At 71.2% G+C, this 17,309-nt stretch carries 16 protein-coding genes and 1 pseudogene; 3 read left to right on the forward strand and 14 right to left on the reverse strand.

Features of this window, described 5'->3' with window-relative positions:
- Positions 1 to 6: 6 nt before the first annotated feature.
- On the reverse strand, positions 7 to 1,299 hold the full coding sequence (locus ABD106_RS13855; protein ID WP_343921381.1) for a homoserine dehydrogenase: 1,293 nt from the start codon (positions 1,297 to 1,299) through the stop codon (positions 7 to 9).
- Positions 1,296 to 2,729, reverse strand: coding sequence for a diaminopimelate decarboxylase (gene lysA / locus ABD106_RS13860; protein WP_343921383.1), 1,434 nt, complete (start codon positions 2,727 to 2,729; stop codon positions 1,296 to 1,298). Before lysA ends, ABD106_RS13855 begins: the two co-directional genes overlap by 4 nt.
- Positions 2,730 to 2,962: 233 nt before the next feature.
- Between lysA and ABD106_RS13865 the strand changes: the two genes are divergently transcribed.
- Positions 2,963 to 3,640 carry a DNA-3-methyladenine glycosylase gene (locus tag ABD106_RS13865; protein WP_343921385.1) on the forward strand — a complete coding sequence of 226 codons (678 nt, stop codon included), beginning with the start codon at positions 2,963 to 2,965 and terminating at the stop codon, positions 3,638 to 3,640.
- A gap of 122 nt (positions 3,641 to 3,762) precedes the next feature.
- Positions 3,763 to 5,469 (forward strand): NAD(P)/FAD-dependent oxidoreductase, encoded by a 1,707-nt coding sequence (locus ABD106_RS13870; RefSeq protein WP_343921387.1) that lies wholly within the window; start codon positions 3,763 to 3,765, stop codon positions 5,467 to 5,469.
- 136 nt (positions 5,470 to 5,605) lie between these two features.
- Here the strand turns inward: ABD106_RS13870 and ABD106_RS13875 are convergent, their stop codons facing one another.
- Positions 5,606 to 5,980: a hypothetical protein gene (locus tag ABD106_RS13875; RefSeq protein WP_343921389.1), complete on the reverse strand. Its 375-nt coding sequence runs from the start codon at positions 5,978 to 5,980 to the stop codon at positions 5,606 to 5,608.
- A gap of 384 nt (positions 5,981 to 6,364) precedes the next feature.
- Positions 6,365 to 8,023 (reverse strand): arginine--tRNA ligase, encoded by a 1,659-nt coding sequence (gene argS / locus ABD106_RS13880; RefSeq protein WP_343921391.1) that lies wholly within the window; start codon positions 8,021 to 8,023, stop codon positions 6,365 to 6,367.
- Between the two features lie 62 nt (positions 8,024 to 8,085).
- On the opposite strand from argS, the gene ABD106_RS13885 reads away from it, so the two are divergent.
- Positions 8,086 to 8,685 carry a hypothetical protein gene (locus ABD106_RS13885; RefSeq protein WP_343921393.1) on the forward strand — a complete coding sequence of 200 codons (600 nt, stop codon included), beginning with the start codon at positions 8,086 to 8,088 and terminating at the stop codon, positions 8,683 to 8,685.
- A gap of 152 nt (positions 8,686 to 8,837) precedes the next feature.
- Here the strand turns inward: ABD106_RS13885 and ABD106_RS13890 are convergent, their stop codons facing one another.
- The 10 genes and pseudogenes from ABD106_RS13890 to ABD106_RS13930 form a co-directional block, all read right to left on the reverse strand.
- Entirely contained in the window at positions 8,838 to 9,629 is a 792-nt protein-coding gene (locus tag ABD106_RS13890) for a transglutaminase-like domain-containing protein (RefSeq protein ID WP_343921395.1), read from the reverse strand.
- A 32-nt stretch (positions 9,630 to 9,661) separates the two neighbouring features.
- Entirely contained in the window at positions 9,662 to 10,426 is a 765-nt protein-coding gene (locus tag ABD106_RS13895; RefSeq protein WP_343921397.1) for a hypothetical protein, read from the reverse strand.
- The gene (locus ABD106_RS13900; RefSeq protein WP_343921398.1) at positions 10,423 to 11,187 is read right to left on the reverse strand and encodes a hypothetical protein; all 765 of its coding nucleotides are present in this window, start codon (positions 11,185 to 11,187) and stop codon (positions 10,423 to 10,425) included. The genes ABD106_RS13895 and ABD106_RS13900 overlap by 4 nt, the downstream gene beginning before the upstream one ends.
- Positions 11,184 to 12,215 carry a type IV pilus assembly protein PilM gene (gene pilM, locus ABD106_RS13905; protein WP_343921400.1) on the reverse strand — a complete coding sequence of 344 codons (1,032 nt, stop codon included), beginning with the start codon at positions 12,213 to 12,215 and terminating at the stop codon, positions 11,184 to 11,186. The genes ABD106_RS13900 and pilM overlap by 4 nt, the downstream gene beginning before the upstream one ends.
- Positions 12,216 to 12,225: 10 nt before the next feature.
- Entirely contained in the window at positions 12,226 to 13,050 is an 825-nt protein-coding gene (locus ABD106_RS13910; protein WP_343921615.1) for a prepilin peptidase, read from the reverse strand.
- A gap of 2 nt (positions 13,051 to 13,052) precedes the next feature.
- Positions 13,053 to 14,702 (reverse strand): hypothetical protein, encoded by a 1,650-nt coding sequence (locus ABD106_RS13915; protein WP_343921402.1) that lies wholly within the window; start codon positions 14,700 to 14,702, stop codon positions 13,053 to 13,055.
- 50 nt (positions 14,703 to 14,752) lie between these two features.
- Positions 14,753 to 15,430, reverse strand: coding sequence for a PulJ/GspJ family protein (locus ABD106_RS13920; protein WP_343921404.1), 678 nt, complete (start codon positions 15,428 to 15,430; stop codon positions 14,753 to 14,755).
- A complete protein-coding gene (locus ABD106_RS13925) occupies positions 15,427 to 16,629 on the reverse strand; it encodes a carboxypeptidase-like regulatory domain-containing protein (protein WP_343921406.1) in 1,203 nt (400 codons plus the stop codon). The genes ABD106_RS13920 and ABD106_RS13925 overlap by 4 nt, the downstream gene beginning before the upstream one ends.
- A 24-nt stretch (positions 16,630 to 16,653) precedes the next feature.
- A pseudogene (locus ABD106_RS14570) lies at positions 16,654 to 16,758 on the reverse strand (prepilin-type N-terminal cleavage/methylation domain-containing protein); the annotation flags it as partial.
- A gap of 72 nt (positions 16,759 to 16,830) precedes the next feature.
- On the reverse strand, positions 16,831 to 17,301 hold the full coding sequence (locus ABD106_RS13930; protein ID WP_343921408.1) for a type IV pilin protein: 471 nt from the start codon (positions 17,299 to 17,301) through the stop codon (positions 16,831 to 16,833).
- Positions 17,302 to 17,309: the final 8 nt, after the last annotated feature.

Below are 17,309 nucleotides of genomic sequence, written 5' to 3' on the forward strand. Positions count from 1 at the left end.
AGCCTCCTAGTCGATGAGTCGGATCACGCTGTCGATCCGCTCCACGTCGATGTGCGCGTCGAGCGCTTCGAGCACCGACGCGATGCGCGCCTCGCTCGCGGTATGGGTGCCGAGCACGAGCGAGGCGCTCGTCTCGCCCGCGTCCTGCCGGACGGACTCGACCGAGACGCCCTGCTCGGCGAAGACGCCGGCGACGGCGGCGAGCACGCCGGGTCGGTCGGCGACGGTGAGTGCGAGCTCGTGCCGGGCGAGCACGTCGCCGAACGGCGCGACGCGCAAGTCGGCGTGCGTCGATGCCGCGCGACCCGGTCCGCCGAGCACGTGCCGGCGGGCGATCGAGACGAGGTCGCCGAGCACGGCCGATGCCGTCTCGGGACCGCCGGCGCCGGCGCCGTAGAACATGAGGTCACCGGCAGCCTCGGCGGTCACGAAGATCGCGTTCTTCGCCTCGCGCACGGCGGCGAGCGGATGCGTCGCCGGCAGCGAGACGGGATGCACGCGGGCCGAGACGCGGTCGCCGGCGTCGCCGGACATGCGCTCGCAGATCGCGACGAGCTTGATCACGCGGTCGTTGCGCTCCGCCTGCTCGACCATCGCATCCGTCACGCCCGTGATGCCCTCGCGGTGCACGAGCTCGCCCGGCACGGCGGTGTGGAACGCGAGCGAGGCGAGGATTGTCGCCTTCGAGGCGGCGTCGAAGCCCTCGATGTCGGCGGTCGGGTCGGCCTCGGCGTAGCCCAGTTCGGTGGCGGTCGCGAGCGCGTCGGCGAGCGACGAGCCCTCGGTGTGCATGCGGTCGAGGATGAAGTTCGTGGTGCCGTTGACGATGCCCATGATGCGCGTCACGCGGTCGCCGGCGAGCGACTGCTCGAGCGGTCGGATGATGGGGATCGCGCCGCCGACGGCCGCCTCGTAGGCGACCTGCGCACCGACGATCGCGGCGGCGTCGAAGAGCTCCGGCCCGTGCGCGGCGATGAGCGCCTTGTTGGCGGTGACGACGTCGGCGCCCTCCGCGATCGCGTCGAGCAGCAGCGTGCGGGCCGGCTCGATGCCGCCGAGCAGCTCGACGACGATGTCGGCGCCCGCGACGAGCGTCGCGAGGTCGCTCGTCATGAGCTCGCGAGGCAGGTCGACGTCGCGCTGCGCCTCGGGGTCGCGCACGCCGATGCCGACGAGCTCGAGCGGCGCGCCCACGCGGGCGGCGAGCTCGTCCGCGTGCTCGAGCAGCAGGCGGGCGACCTGCGACCCGACGCTCCCGGCTCCCAGCAGGGCGATGCGGAGGCTCCGGTACGAGTTCATGCGTCTCCGTGGTTGTCGAGCGGTCGTGGATGCTGCGCGGCGAAGCCCGTGTCGGCGAAGCCCGTGTCGCGGGCGAGCAGGTCGTCGATCGACTCGCGCCGCACGAGCTCGCGCACGGCGCCGTCCCGCACCGCGAGCACGGGCGGGCGGGGCGTCGCGTTGTAGTTCGACGCGAGCTGGTGGCAGTAGGCGCCGGTCGCGGCGACGGCGAGCAGGTCGCCGGGTGCGACGTCGGCCGGCAGCCACTCCGCGTCGACGACGATGTCGCCCGACTCGCAGTGGTGGCCGGCGACGCGCGCGAGCATCGGCTCGGCGTCGCTGACCCGGCTCGCGATGCGGGCCGAGTACTGCGCGCCGTACAGGGCGGGCCTGGGGTTGTCGCCCATCCCACCGTCCACCGACACGTAGGTGCGGGTGCCGGCGTCGAGCCGCACGGGCTTGACGGTGCCGACGGTGTAGACGGTGACGCCGGCGGGGCCGACGATCCAGCGGCCGGGCTCGATCGCGATGCGCGGCACGGGCACGCCGAGCTCGTCGGCGGCCGAGCGCACGGCGTCGGCGAGCGATGCGGCGATCTGCTCGATCGGCTCGGGCCGGTCGGCGGCCGTGTAGGCGATGCCGAAGCCGCCGCCGAGGTTGAGCTCCTCGAGCGGGGCGTCGGCGCCGAGCTCGGCGTGGAGCGCGAGCATGCGGCGGGCCGACTCGGCGAAGCCCGACGCGTCGAAGATCTGCGAGCCGATGTGCGTGTGGAGGCCGACGAGCTCGAGGCTCGGCAGCTGGCGGATGCGCGCGACGAGCGCGGGCACCTCGTCGACGGGCACGCCGAACTTCTGATCCTCGTGGCTCGTCGCGAGGAACTCGTGGGTGGAGGCGTGCACGCCCACCGAGATGCGCAGGCGCACGCGCTGCACGCGGCCGGCGCGGGCGGCTGCCGCGGCGACGCGCTCGGCCTCGATCGGCGAGTCGAGCACGAAGGTGCCGATCCCGGCGGCGACGCCCGCCTCGATGTCGCGCTCGCCCTTGTTGTTGCCGTGGTAGCCGATCGCCTCGGGCTCGATGCCGGCGCGGAGCGCGATCGCGAGCTCGCCGCCGCTGCAGACGTCGATGCGCAGCCCTTCGGCGCGCATCCAGCGGGCGACCTCGGCGGTGAGCAGCGCCTTGCCGGCGTAGTAGACGTCGACGCGCTGCGCGTCGTCCTCGGTCGCGAACGCGGCCTCGAACGCCTCGCGGATGCGACGGGCGCGCGCGCGGGCGACGGTCTCGTCGACGAGCAGGAAGGGCGTGCCGTGCTGCTCGGCGATCTCGCGCACGTCGACCCCGCCGAAGCGGAGCGCGCCGTCGACGCGCTCGGTGCCCTCGGGCCACACCTCGGCGGCGAGGGCGTTCGGGTCGCCCGCGTCGAGCAGCTGGGGGGCGAGCGGATGCGGCACGGGACTCCGTCCGTGTGAGGTGCGGTGGGCTGGCGCGCAGGAGGCGCCGGCGGCGTCGGCGCTTGTGGCGCTGCGTCCATCCTATGAGGGCGCGCATGGCGGCTCGGCCGGTCGGGCGGTCGGCGGCCGCTCACGGCGCGAGGCGATCCGGAGCCGTCGTCACGGGCGGAGGCGATTTCCGGGTCGGGCTTGCGACCGAACCTCTCCCCCGCACGTGCCCTACGGTGGCGAGCGTGCCGACTCCCGACCCGACCTGGTTCGAGCGCGACCCGCTCGAGCTGGCGCCGCTGCTGCTCGGCGGCGTGCTCCGGCGGGCGGATGCCTCGGGTGCGGTCGCGCTGCGCCTCACCGAGGTCGAGGCCTATCGCGGTTCCGACGACCCGGGCGCCCACACGTTCCGGGGAAAGACCGCGAGGAACGCGACGATGTTCGGCCCCGGCGGTCACGTCTACTGCTACTTCACCTACGGCATGCACCATGCGGTGAACGTCGTCGCGGGACCGGAGGGCTCGGGCTGGGGTGTGCTCGTGCGCGCCGGAGAGGTCGTCGAGGGCGAGTCGCTCGCGCGCGAGCGCCGGTCCGCGCGACGGGCATCGGCGCCGACCGGCGAGCTCGCGCGAGGTCCGGGCAATGTCGCGCAAGCACTCGGGGCGACGCTCGCGGACGACGGCGCCGCGCTACTCGACGAGCCCTCCCCCGGTCATCGAGGAGGACCGGAGGCCCATATCGAGATGACGCCGCTCTGGTCCTTCGAGCCGGCCGCGGAGCCGCCTGCCCACCGCACCGGCCCGCGCGTCGGCGTGAGCGGCCCTGGTGGGGACGCATCCGCCTACCCGTGGCGCTTCTGGCTCCCGGGCGAGCCGAGCGTCTCGGCCTACCGGGCTGCCGTCGCTCGCCGTCGGTCGCGCTGACCTGTCGCGAACGGTCGGCATCTGGCGCGCAATCGACGCCTGGTGCCCTGCCGCGACCGGCACGTACACTCGCCGCGTGGCGGCCCCGCCGCCGCGTCCCGCGCGGATCCCGAGGGAGCGCCATGGAGGGTCGAGCGTCCCGCCCGCAGGCGGCGATCCTCGTCGTCGCCGCCGACGAGTCGGCTCGCCGCGCGCTCTTCGAGCCGCTCGAGCGCCGCTATGCGCGCGACTACCTGCTCATCGATGCCGAGGGTCCCGCCGACGGCGTCGCGGCGATCGACGAGCTGCGCGCCGCGGGCGGTGCCCTCGCGCTCGTGCTCGCCGACGACGCATCCGCCGTAGGCGACCACGCGAGTGTCTTCGCGGCGGCCCGGCGCGCGTTCCCCGACGTGCGCCGCGGCTTCGTCATCGAGTGGGGGTCGTGGGCGGATCGGCGGACGGCGGATGCGGTGCTGCAGCTCATGTCGCACCTGCAGATCGACTACTACGTCGTGCGGCCGACGCACTCGCCCGACGAGTCGTTCCATCGCGCCGTCACCGACTTCCTGCGCGAGTGGGAGGCGTCGGTCGGCAAGCGCCATCGCGCGTTCACGATCATCGGCGACGGCACCCAGCCGCGCACGCACGACCTGCGCCGACTGCTCGACCGCTCGGGCGTGCCCGCCGACCAGCTCGGCCCCGATTCCCCCGACGCGCTCGCGCTGCTCGCCGAGGCAGGCGTCGACTACGCGGGCGTGCCGCTCGTGCGCACCCCCGCCGGCCACGTGCTCGTGGACCCCGACGACGCCGAGCTCGCCCGGTCGCACGGGCTCACGACCGAGCTGCCGACCGGCGTGCGCGACCTCATCGTGGTGGGCGCAGGGCCGGCGGGGCTCGCCGCGGCCGTCTACGCGGCGTCGGAGGGGCTCGACACGCTCGTGCTCGAGACCGACTCGATCGGCGGGCAGGCGGGATCGAGCTCGCTCATCCGCAACTACCTCGGCTTCTCGCGCGGCGTCTCGGGCTCCGAGCTCGCGCAGCGGGCGTACCAGCAGGCGTGGGTCTTCGGCGCCCGCTTCGGCCACACGCGCCGCGTCACGGGCATGCGCGTGGATGACGGCTTCGAGCTGCAGGTCGCGCCCGACGAGGTGGTGCACGCGCGAGCGGTCGTGCTCGCGAGCGGCGTCAGCTACCGCCGACTCGCAGCGCCGGGGTTGCAGCGGTTCGTCGGCGCCTCGGTCTTCTACGGCGCGACGTCGGTCGAGGCGCGCGCCCAGGCGGGGCGCGACGTGCTCGTCGTGGGCGGCGGCAACTCCGCCGGGCAGGCTGCGCTGCACCTCGCGCGCTACGCCGGTTCCGTGACGATCGTCGTGCGCGGCGAGGGGCTCGCGGCGAGCATGTCGCGCTACCTCATCGACCAGCTCGAGGCGATGGGTGTGCGGATCGTCACCGGCGCCCGCGTGGTCGACGCGAGCGCCGCATCCGCCGACCGGCTCGAGCGGGTCGTGCTCGAGCGCACCGAGTCGAGCGAGCGCCTCGAGGTGCCGGCCGATGCCGTGTTCATCACGATCGGCGCGCGGCCGCACACCGAGTGGTTGCCGCCGGCGGTGCTGCGCGACCGCTGGGGCTCCGTGATCACCGGGCCCGAGGTGCTCGCCGAGGGCGGCCGCCGCGCGTGGCAGGGCGAGAGCGGCACGGAGCCCGCCCCGCTCGAGACGTCGGTGCCGGGCTGCTTCGCCGTCGGGGATGTGCGGCGCGGCTCGGTGAAGCGGGTCGCGTCGGCGGTCGGCGAGGGCTCGGTGGTGATCTCATCGGTGCACCGGCACCTGGGGGCGCTGGTGGGCGGGTAGCCTCCACGCCGGGCTTGTCCGACGCCGGGAAGCAAGATGAGTGTGGAAATCTGGGTGGTGCCGCCTGAAAGTGTCGCTCAGGTCGATCTCCACCTCCGCTCTGCACGCCGTGGGCGACGCGGCGTGCACGGCTCAACTACTGCTTGACGAGCTGCCCGACGCGTTGGTGCGAGACATCGAGCAGTTGACCAGCATCTCGATAGCTGACCCCGTGGCTCGTCAGGCCTACGGCGAGCGATCGCTGCAGCGTGGCTCGTTCCTCCTCGAGAAGTCGAGCTTGCTCGGTCACCGCCTGGTACTTCGCAAGCAGCGGGTCGACCTCTGCGTCAACATGAGGCACGAGACGGATCTCGATCTCATCCTCCCCGATTCCCTCGACCCAGGCGATCGCCTCACGGATGATGGTCACCTCTGACAGCTTCTTCACCTGACTGATCGCGCCGGGCACAGCTTCCGCCTGCAGCACCCACCAAGGCCCGCTCTTCCTGGCCGTCACGTCATACGTCTTCATCGCCACCACCCTTTCCCGAGCTCGTCCGCGAACTGATCCCAGAAGCTGTGCGCGGCAATGTCGGGAATCTCCGCATGTCGACCGATCGTCGACCGGCACTTGCCCACCTGGAGACCGGTGTGGTTGGTCAGTTCGGACACTTCGAGCTCGAGAGCTCGAGGCCTCGCCGCTTCGCTTCCCTCGTGAGCCACTGGATCACCTCGCGCCTCTTCCCGCTGACAGTCTACTCGCGTGGACGAACCGCGTCTAGCGCCATAGACAACCCGTCGATTACGACCCTTCGACTGCGCGATGACTGGCGGCGAAGAGCGGCGTCTCGATACGGGCCTTCGGTCCTACTCGACGAGCGGGTGGGGACGACAGCGGGTGGGAGCGGCGGAAGACCTACATGCGCTCGGGCGCGCTCACCCCGACCGTCGCGAGGGCCGCGCGCAGCACCGTGCCCGTCGCGTCGTTCAGCCACAGCCGCGTGCGGTTCAGCGTGCCGACCGGCTCGTCGCCGTGCGGCGCGACGCGGCAGGCGTCGTACCAGCGGTGGTAGAGCCCCGCGAGCTCCTCGGCGAAGCGCGCGACGCGGTGCGGTTCGCGCAGCTCGGCTGCCTGCGCGAGCACGCGCGGGAAGTCGGCGAGCGCGCCGAGCAGCGCCGACTCGGTCTCGTGCTCGAGCAACGTGGGGTCGAACTCGCTCCGGTCGACGCCGGCGGCCACGGCGTTGCGCGCCACCGCAGACATCCGGGCGTGCGCGTACTGCACGTAGTAGACGGGGTTGTCGTTCGTGCGCTGCGTGAGCAGCTCGAGGTCGATGTCGAGCGGCGTATCGGCGCTCGAGCGCACGAGCGCGTAGCGGGCGGCGTCGACGCCGACCGCATCCACCAGGTCCTCCATCGTCACGACGGTGCCCGCGCGCTTCGACATGCGCACCGGCTGCCCGTCGCGGATGAGGTTGACCATCTGGCCGATCATGATCTCGAGGTGCTCGTGCGGGGTGTCGCCGAACGCGGCGCACATCGCCATCATGCGACCGACGTAGCCGTGGTGGTCGGCGCCGAGCATGATGATGTTCTGGTCGAAGCCGCGATCGCGCTTGTTCTGGTAGTAGCCGAGGTCGCCGGAGAAGTAGGCGGGCTGGCCGTTCGAGCGGATGATGACGCGGTCGCGGTCGTCGCCGAACGTCGTCGTGCGCAGCCAGATCGCGCCGTCCTCCTCGAAGACGTGGCCGCGCTGGCGCAGCACCTCGATGGCGCGCTCGACCGAACCGTCGGACTGCACCTGGTGCTCGTGGAAGTACACGTCGAAGTCGACGCCGAACTCGTGCAGATCGTGGCGGATCTCGTCGAACATGAGCTTGACGCCGAGCTCGCGGAACGTCTCCTGCAGCGACTGGTCGTCGAGGTCGAGCAGGTCGCCGTCGTAGGAGTCGTCGACGCGGCGGGCGATGTCGGCGATGTAGGCGCCGCCGTAGCCGTCCTCGGGCGTCGGCTCGCCCTTGAAGGCGGCGACGAGGCTCTTCGCGAACCGGTCGATCTGCGCGCCGTGGTCGTTGAAGTAGTACTCGCGGGTGACGTGGGCGCCCTGGCGCTCGAGCACGCGGCCGAGGCTGTCGCCCGCGGCGGCCCAGCGGGTGCCGCCCATGTGGATGGGTCCGGTCGGGTTCGCGGAGACGAACTCGAGGTTGATCTTCACACCGCTCAGCGCGTCGCCCGAGCCATAGGACTCGCCAGCCTCGACGATCGTGCGGGCGAGCTCGCCGGCAGCGCCCGCCGAGAGCGTGAGGTTGATGAAGCCGGGACCGGCCACCTCGGCCCGCTCGATGCCGTCGACCTCGGCGAGCGAGGCGGCGACGTCGTCGGCGAGCTCGCGCGGCGGCACACCGACGCGCTTCGCGAAGCGCATCGCGGCGTTCGTCGCCCAGTCGCCGTGGTCGCGGTTGCGGGGACGCTCGAGCACGATGTCGGCCTCGCCGACCTCCACGTCTGCCGCTCGTCGGCCGACCGCGGTGCGGACGGCGGCGAGCACGGCGAGCGAGAGGTCGGAAGGCTGCATGGGGTCCAGGGTAGTCCGCGCGGCGTCGGGCCGACGCCCGCCCGGCACCGTAATCTGACTCCATGTCGAGCCCCAGCATGCGCATCCGCCGTCTCCTCCCCGTCGCCCTCGTGGCGACCGCGACGGCTCTTGCGCTCACCGGCTGCGAGCCGGGCGCGCTCGCCCCGAACGACTCTGAGGCCCCGTCGCCGAGCGCCTCCGAGACCGATCCGTCGTCGCCCACGCCCAGCGCGAGCGAGACCGAGCTGCCCGAGCCGCCGACGCCGACGCCCGCTCCCACGGGCAGCGCGCTGCCGACCACGCCGCCGGTCGCGGGCGACATCTCGTGCACCGACGTCTACTCGGCCGACCAGCTCTACGAGTTCAACCCCAACTTCGCGCCCACCGCCGAGCAGGGCTCGCTGCCGGGCGCGATCGACGACGTGGCGGATGCGGGCGGCACCGTGTGCGCATACCAGCACGTGACCGGCGCGGATCGGCTGCTCATCGGGGTGCTGAACGACGCGGCCGGCTTCGCCGCGCCGGCCTTCGAGACGGTGGCCGGGATGGGCGTCGCGACGTCGCCGCAGAACAGCGCGATCATCGCCGTCGCCTCGGAGTACTTCGACACCGTGCAGGACGCGCAGCAGGTCATCGACCAGGTCGCCGACAACCTCGATTGACCCCCGACCCCTGACCGCCGGTCACCTCAGCGCCTCGGCGCGTGGGCGCGGGTGGTCACGACACGCCGCACCGACGGTGTGGCTCGCGGCGTGTCGTGACCACCCGCGGCGTGCGCTGCGGCGTGTCCTGACCACCCCGCGGGAGACAGTCGTCAGGGGATGCGGATGCGCAGCGTCGCGTCGTCGACCGCATCCTCGGCGAGCGCATCGTCGGTCGCCTCGACCGTGAGCGACTGCAGCTGCACGGGATTGCGCGTCGTGGTCGCCCACGCGGTCTCGAGCGCATCCGCCCCTGTCGCGATGCGGATGAGGCTGCCGCGCGGGGCGAGGCCCGTCGCGTCGACGACCCACCACTCCCCCTCGACGTGCACCTCGGCCACCGCGTGGAAGTCGGGCGGCTGCAGGCCGGGCGCGTAGACGCCGACGTAGCGTGCGGGGATACCTGCCGCCCGTGCCATCGCGATCATGACGTGCGAGTAGTCGCGGCACATGCCGCCGCGCTTCTCGAGCGTCGAGACCGCCGAGTCGTCGATCACCGACAGCGCGGGCGAATAGGTGAACCCGCGAGCGATCCACTGCCGCATCGCGGCGATCTGCTCGAAGCCGTACGCGCGGCCGAAGCGCTCCTCGACGAAGCCGCGCAGCGCGCTCGCCTCGACGTAGCGGGAGTCGTCGAGGTAGCGCGACGCGTTCCCCTCGTCGACCGGGCGCTGCAGCCGGTCGACCGTCGTCCGCACGTCGACCTCGAGGAGGCCGGCGGGAGCGGTGAAGACGAGCTCGCGGGTGTCGTGCGCGGCCGGCTCGATCCGCCAGTCGACCGGCGCTCCGTCGACCGTGACCGAGATGCGGTCGTCGGATGCGTAGGCGTCGGCGGGCAGCACGAGGAGCGTGACGTCGGTCTCGCCCACGAGGCTCATCGTGAAGGCTGCATGGGCGGTGCGCATAGGCGTCGATCCTCCCACAAGGGACGGGGCTGCTACGGGGTGTTCGCCTCCGGCTGCAGCACGTAGAGGTAGCCGCCGATGGTCACGCCCCAGGGGTCCTCCGCGATCGACTGGAGACCCGGTCCGGCGTCGGGGTTCGCCACGGCGACCGCATCGATGTCTGCCTGCGCGTTGGCGATGAAGCTCGCCGTCTTCACCGTGACGAGTCGCGGGCCCATCTGCAGCTCGTGCAGGAACGCCTCGATCTCGATCGCCTCACCGGTCACCGCGATCGCGACCGGCACGGCCGCGAGGTTCTCGGGACCGATCGATGGGTCGACGTGGGGCATCGGAGCGGCCACCGCGGCGGGCTCCGCCGCTGCCGGTGTGGCTTCGGCGTCAGCAGCGGCCGCGCCGTCCGTCTCGGCCGCCGGCTCCGCTTCGACGGGCTGCTCGGCCTCGACCGGCGGCAGGTACGGCAGCGCCTCCGAAGCGCCGACGTTGACGATCGTGACGCCCGTCTGCACCGCGAGCGCGTCGATCTGGCGCATGAACTCCGCGTAGCGGAGCTCGCCCGGCAGGCCCTGCGCGAGCTCGTCGCGCGACGCCTCGAACTCGCCGATCCTCGCGGCAGCCTCCTCGAGGCTCGCGATGCGCAGCTCGTGCAGCGAGTTCTGGTGCTCGGCGGTCTCGAGGTCGTCGCGCGCGACGCTCGCGGTGCTCAGGTCGGGCGAGATCACGCCGAACCACGCGCCCGCCGCGACGCCGATCGCGACGAGCCCGGCTCCCAGGCTCCACAGCCGGTCCGCGGTGTTCATTGGAGCTCCTCCGCGTCTGCCTCGGCGTCGGCGTCGGCCGAGGCGTCGATCGGGGCCGCGGGCTGGTCGTCGGCGATCGTGACCTCCGCCGGGAAGCGGCCGGTGTACGCCTCCTCGCTCAAGTGGACGACGAACGAAGTCTCGAAGACGCCGTCGGCGGCGTTGATCGCCGAGCTCGGCACCTGCAGGTCGACGAAGCCGAGCACGCCCGCGAGCGCGTCCTGCACATCTGGCACCGAGAGGAACGTGGCACTGCGCACGGTGAACGACACCGTCGCGACCCGCGCACCCTGGAGCGGCGCGGTCGGCTGCGCGTACGCCTCCATCGGCGAAGCGCCTTCCACCGTGACGCTCGTCATGCTCGCGTCGGCGGGGAGCGCGCCCCGCATGGCCTGGATGACCGCTTGCCAGTCGATCTCGGTGCTCGTGATCACCTGGCGGGCAGCGAGCCGCTCGTCGATCTCGGCCTGCACGGCCATGACGTTGCCGAACTCGGCCTGGCGATCGATGAGCGCCTGCGTGCGAGCCTGCTCCGCGGCGAGCGTCGCCTCGGCGGTGACCGCCTGCAGCTTCGCGAAGACGCCGCCGCCTGCGACGGCGACGATGAGGAGCACCGCGAGCGCGACGACGCCGCGGCGGATGCCCCGGCTCCTGCGGCCGAGGCGCACCTCGGGCGGCAGGAGGTCGACGGTCGGATGCGCGCCGAGCGCGAGGGGCGCGGAGCCGCCGCCCCCGCCGATGGTGATGCCGAAGACCTTCATGCTGCGCTCCTCATGGCCAGGCCGAGCGCGACGACGGCCCGGTTGCCCTCGACGGCGGTCCGCTCACGATCGCGGCCGCGGATGGTCACGTCATAGAAGGGGTTGCCCCACTCGACCGGCAGGCGCAGCACCTCGCTGAGCGCGCCCGGGAGTCCCCCGAGGCTCGCCCCGTCGCCGGTGAGCAGCACGCGCCGCACCGGCAGGTCGGGCCGCGAGGCTGCGAAGTAGCTCACGGTGTTGCGCACGCCGGTGACGAGCTCGCCCGTCACCTCGCGGATGATCTCGACGACCGGCTCGTCGTGCGGCGGGAAGCCGTTGAAGCCGAGGCCGAGCGAGCGCTTGACGTCCTCCGCCGCGTGCCGCTCCATGCCGAGCCGCGCGTGGAGCGTGTGGGTGATCTCGTCGCCGCCGGAGGGGATGATGCGCACGAAGTGCGGCACGCCGTCGCAGGCGATCACGACCGTGGTCGTGTGCGCGCCGACGTCGACGACGGCGATCGCGCCCTCGCCCGCGGAGCGCCGCAGCAACGCGCGCGTGAGCGCGAAGGGGATGAAGTCGACCGTGACGGCCTCGAGCTTCGCCTTCCGCACCGCCTCGATCGTGGCGAGCACGCCCTCCTTCACCGCCGCGATCAGGAGGCCCTGCACCTGGCCGTGCCCCGCATCCGACACGGGGTAGAAGTCGAGGATCGCCTCGGGCGTCGGCACGGGCAGCATGTCGTGCACCTGGAAGGGCAGCGACTCGCGCAGCATCTGCTGCGGCGCGTTCGGCACGGTGAGCTCGCGTGCGAGCACGCGGTCGTTGCCGATGCCGAGCACGACCCGCTTGGTGGTGAACCTGCCGCGCTTCCAGAGCTCCTTGAGCGCCGCGGTCACGTGGTGCGGCTCCATGATCTCGCCGCGCTGCATCGCCCCCGGCGGCAGCGCGATCGAGTGGTAGCGCGTGAGCGTCGTGCCCTTGCGGGTGGTGATCACCTCGGCGGCGCGCACGGCGGTGGCGCCGATGTCGAGTCCCACGATGCTTGCCATCAGTTGTTCCTCACTCCAGTCCCACCAGGCGCAGGTACCCGCGCCAGATGGGCTCACCGGCGAGCACGGCGAGTGCCGTGCCGCCGAGCATCCATGGGCCGAACGGGATCCCGCTGCCACGACCGGCGCCCTTGAAGACGACGAGCGCGACGGCGAAGAGCCCGCCCAGCAGGAAGGGGCTGAACGCGCCGACGGCGAGCTCTCCCCAGCCGAGCCAGCCGAGCGCGATGCCCAGCAGGCCGGCGAGCTTCACGTCGCCGAGGCCCATGCCCTTCGGGTAGGCGAAGGCCATCGCGAAGTACGCGACGAGCAGGATCGCTCCCCCGAGCCCCGCGCGCAGCAGCGCCCACCAGTCCCCGGTCGCCGCGGCGGCGATGATGAGCAGCACTGCGAGCACCGGGTAGGCCGGCAGCACGATCACGTCGGGCAGCCGGTGCGTGTCGATGTCGATCCACGCGAGCGCGACGCCGACTGCGGCGAGCATGACGAAGGCGAGCGTGACGGCGAGGGCGCCGATGATCTCGGATGCGGTGCCCTCGAGCGCGTTCCACGGCGCGAACCGCAGGACCACGGCCGCGAAGACGATGCCGGTGAGCAGCTCGACGAGCGGGTAGCGCCACGAGATGCCGACCTTGCAGTCGCGGCAGCGCCCGCCCAGCAGCAGCCAGCTGAGCACCGGGATGTTGTCGAAGGGCCGGATGCCCGCCCCGCAGCCGCCGCACGCGCTCGGCGGGCTCACGATCGAGCGGCCGGCGGGGACGCGGAAGATGACGACGTTGAGGAACGAGCCGATGAGGAGGCCGAAGCCGCCGGCGAGCACGGGCGCGACGATCATGATCACCAGCTCTCGTCCACATCGATCGCATCGGTCTCGACCCACGTCGAGACCCCGTAGTTGGAGTTCATGGGTGAGAGGAAGTGCGGCGGCGAGCGGAAGAGGAGGCGATCGTCGTACTGGTAGTTCTTGATGTAGCCGCTGTACTGCCTCACGACGCCGCGATACCGCTGCACGATCGAGCCGTTGACGGTGAGGATCCCATCCGTGTCGCCAACCTTCGTCACGTTCTGCACCGAGAAGCTGCGCAGCGACATGATCGCGGCGTCGATCCTCCGGTTGGGGCTGTTGATCGAGCAGCGGTCTGGGCTATAGGAGGTCTGGCAGCTGAAGGCCGGATTGTGCACCCAGACCATGCTGTTGCCGATCAGGCCGAGGATGTCGCGCTCCGAGTCCTCGTACTTGATGTCGCCGACGACGTAGACGTAGTTCTCCGCGGCAAGCGTGACCTGACCGTCGACGACGCCTTCCACGAAGATGTCGCCGTTGGTGCAGCCGTACGCCGCGACGCTGCCGATCGCGCTCGGCACGACTTCGCCCACAGCCGGGTACCCGACGCCGTTGCTGTTGCTCGAGTTGGTGCAGTAGGAGGGCTTGGACGCGTGATAGTTCGGGTCGCCAACTGCCCGGTTGGCGTTCTGCACGTAGATCGCGCCGTTCTCCGGGACGGGGATGCGCGCGCCGTTCGTGGAACCGAGTTGGTCGGTACCGGTGCCGACCGTGCCGCAGCCTGAGGGGTTCGAGACCACGGCACCCGGCCTCGTCACCCGAGAGAGCGGCGACCTGACCCGCATGAAGCCGTCAGCCTGCATCGTGATCCGCGTCGGTCCGGTGAAGACGCATCCCCACTCGAGAGCGTCGGCGCGGATGTCGATGTTCGTCTGCGGCATCTCAAGACGGTTGCGGTAGAACGGACCTCCGCCCTGCGGATCCGGGCGCTGGAACGTCGTGCGCTCTCCCGAGGTGCACCCGGGAATCCGCTTGAACCGCATGCCGGTGCTGGAGTCTCTCCCGGTCCAGGCCGTCGAGACCTCGTCGTGGAACGTCGCCTGGCAGGTGAAGATCACGTCGTTGGAATGCACCCGGCCTTCAACCTGGTCTCCACCGCCGAAGTGGATAGCGGCGCAGCCGGTGGAGGGCCGCGACCAGAAGTATGTGCCGCAGGACGCCGACTCGCCGCTCTGCCAAGGGTCCTGCACTTCGAAGTCCGTGAAGTAGAGGTACTTCAGGAAGCCGTCCTGGCGAAGGTCCGCCACTACGGTCCTGACCTCCTGGCCGACGCGACCAGTCGAGCGCAAGCGCAGCGTGCCGTAGCCGTCGTACGCGCTCGAGTCGACCTCGTACCGGAACTCCGCGCTGCCGTTGCTGCCCGGCACCGTCGCCCAGCTGTCGTCGAAGCCGAGCGCGGGGTTCGAGGCGTCGGGCGTGAGCTCGCTCGTCGAGCTGAAGGGGGCTTGCGGATTCCCCTTGTACACGTATGACCAGTCCGCGGCGATCCTGCTCTGATACTCCTCGACCCCGGCGTAGGCCGCCGCGAGAGCGCCGTTCCAGCTGACGTCCTGCCGGGCGTATCGCTGTCCTGACACGACGATGGAGATGGCAGTGGCGAGCAGGGCGAGGACCAGCGCGCTGATGCCGATCACGACCACCATGGCCGCTCCTCGATCGCGGTCTGCGGAGTGCGCGCGCAAGATTCGACGCATCAGCCGACCTCTCTCGTGGCGGTCAGGTTCGGAAGACCGAAGGTTCGGAGCATCCGGGTCGCCGGAGCGCCGCCGGACACGTTCGTCTGAACGGAGATCGCGACTTCGACCGCGACGACGTCGGCCAGCTCTGCAGAGGTAAGTGCGCGATCGACCCACGTCCTGTTCGACAACTGGTATCGGAACAGCGCCGGCACGGTGGCGCCGTCCACTGATGCGCCTGGCGCCGCCACGTCCCGAGCGATGACTTGGCGTCGGCTCGGCGGTCGGTCGAACACCCACACCCCGCCAGCGACTCGGCCCTCGATCCGCGTCTCGATCAACTCTCCGGCAGCGCTGCGCTCGATGGTGACGCGAGTAGGCGCGAGGGGGGTGGAGTCGGCGTCGAGGTAGGCATGCATGCTGACCGACGTGCGACTCCCGGCCGCGAACGCCTGCAGCGTCTGGGTGCCGCGGCTCACGACTCCACCAGCGCGGATCACCTGACCGACGCGCTGCATCCCCAGAGCAGCCTCATTGCTGTTGTCCTGCTGCGTCTCCTGGCGCGTGAACGTGTGCGTGAGCGTGACGACCATCATCGTCAGGAGCGTCATGACGACGGCGAACAGGGAGATCGTCACGAGAAGCTCGACGAGCGTGAAGCCGCGCTCGGAGGCCCGAAGTGACCGGCGGCTCATGGCGTCACCGGCTGACGCGGGTCGAGCGTGACGATGTTGCGCTCAGAGATGTATGCCCCTCCGGTGATGATCCCGACGTTCACCGCGGTCGCGCTCGATCCCGTCCGAGTGAAGCGCCAAGCGCCGAATGGAAGGGCGATGACGGTGCCGGCGTCGACACGGCTGTTGAAGACGAACTCCGGATGGCTGGCGCACTGGGGGTCGCCCGCGCGCCCATCGGCTCTCCGGATGCGCAGGTCATTGACGCCGCTCTCGACCCGGACGAGCCCCATCGGGACCGATAGCGGAACCCTCGCGCCCGGGGCCACACTGACCTCCTCAGAGGCTCCAGCCGCGAGCTGCACCCCGCCCACCAGGGCCTCGGGCCACTCCGTGGGATCGACCGACAGGCACGATGCAGTGGTGACGGTGCTGTAGCTGCCAGCGAAGACGCGATACGGGATGCGGGGATGCACCTCGAGTGGCTGCGCCGACGTGATGCGTGTCGGCGTCACCAGTCGCGGGCCGTAGGTGCTGCTGATGGTGGCTTGCAGGCTCGGCGGGATGGTGATGGTCGTGCCGCGCGGCAACGACGCGGGTGCCGGGGCGAGCGAGGCATCGAGCCGTCCGGCCTGGTCGTACTGGAACTGGTAGCTCTCAGCAGAGCCGCGGTCGACGACGACGCCCGTGCGGATCGGGTCCTTCTCGAAGACGCCGACGTAGCCGAGCTTGGCGATCGCCATGTCGTAGGTGCCCTTGGTCACCTGCAGGAAGAACGCGCAGCCGAACGAGTCCGTGGCCGTCGCAGCGATGGGGCTGCCAGCCACCCTGGGCGTCAGGCTGACGGAGACGCCGCTGACGCCGTTGCCGAGGGAGTCGACGACCGAGACGAGGACGGTGCCCTTGGTCGAGTCGTTGAGCCGTTCTGGGGAGTCGAGGATGGTGTCGGCACGCACGGGGTCGGCACCAGCCCATGACACGGTGACGTTGACCCTCTTGTAGCTGAGCGATTCGCTGCCGGTGCCACAGCTGATGTCTGCGCCGGTAGCACTGACCCACTCGGTCTCTCGGGTGATCGTGAAGACGGTGTTGTTGAGGGTGACGGGTCTCGTCCTGTCCTGCACCTGGAAGAGGTCCGCGGCGTCGTGGACGAGGTCGATCTCTTCGGCGGCGAGGTTGGCTGCGACGTGCTGGTTCTGCGACGTGCGCTCGACGCCCATCACCTGCAGCAGAGAGGAGAGCACCATCGTCGAGATGATCGCGAAGACGAACATCGCGACCATGACCTCGACGAGCGTCATCCCCTCGTCGCCGGTGGCGACGTGGAGACGTGCGCGGATGCTGCGCATGGTGCTCTCCTCTCTGGTCAGGATGGCCGTGGCCGCGGGCCGAGCCCGCGGCCACTCTTGTCAGTGGTCCGTCTACGGGTTGACGGGAGCCGCGGGCGCGTCCTGCCAGGTCTGCAGACCACCCGACGCGCTGTTGTACTCCAACGTGTCGCCACTCAGGTCGGGGTGCGTGCCCTTCAGGACGAAGTTCTGGCCGGGAGCCGGCGTGCCAAGGACGACATAGTCAGTGTCGGTCGCGACATCGTGCGAGAGACGGAGGCCGTAGTCAGACACGAGCTTGGCGACGGTCAGCCCCGTGTAGGAGCCGTCGTTGTCCACCGCAAACGTCTCGGCCGCGAGCGCTGCATTCTTGAGGTCAGACTCCATCTCTGCACGCCACGCGCTCTCGCGCTGGTTCAGGAAGACCGGAATCGCGATGCCGGCGAGGATGCCGATGATGATGACGACGACGAGCAGCTCGACGAGCGTGAAGCCCTTCTGCGACTGCTTGCCATCCTTGAGCGCGATGCGGCGGTCGCCGAGCGCGCGGAGCAGGTTCTGCATGGTGGTAC

The sequence above is a fragment of the Agrococcus citreus genome (genome assembly GCF_039527715.1).
Lineage (GTDB): Bacteria > Actinomycetota > Actinomycetes > Actinomycetales > Microbacteriaceae > Agrococcus > Agrococcus citreus.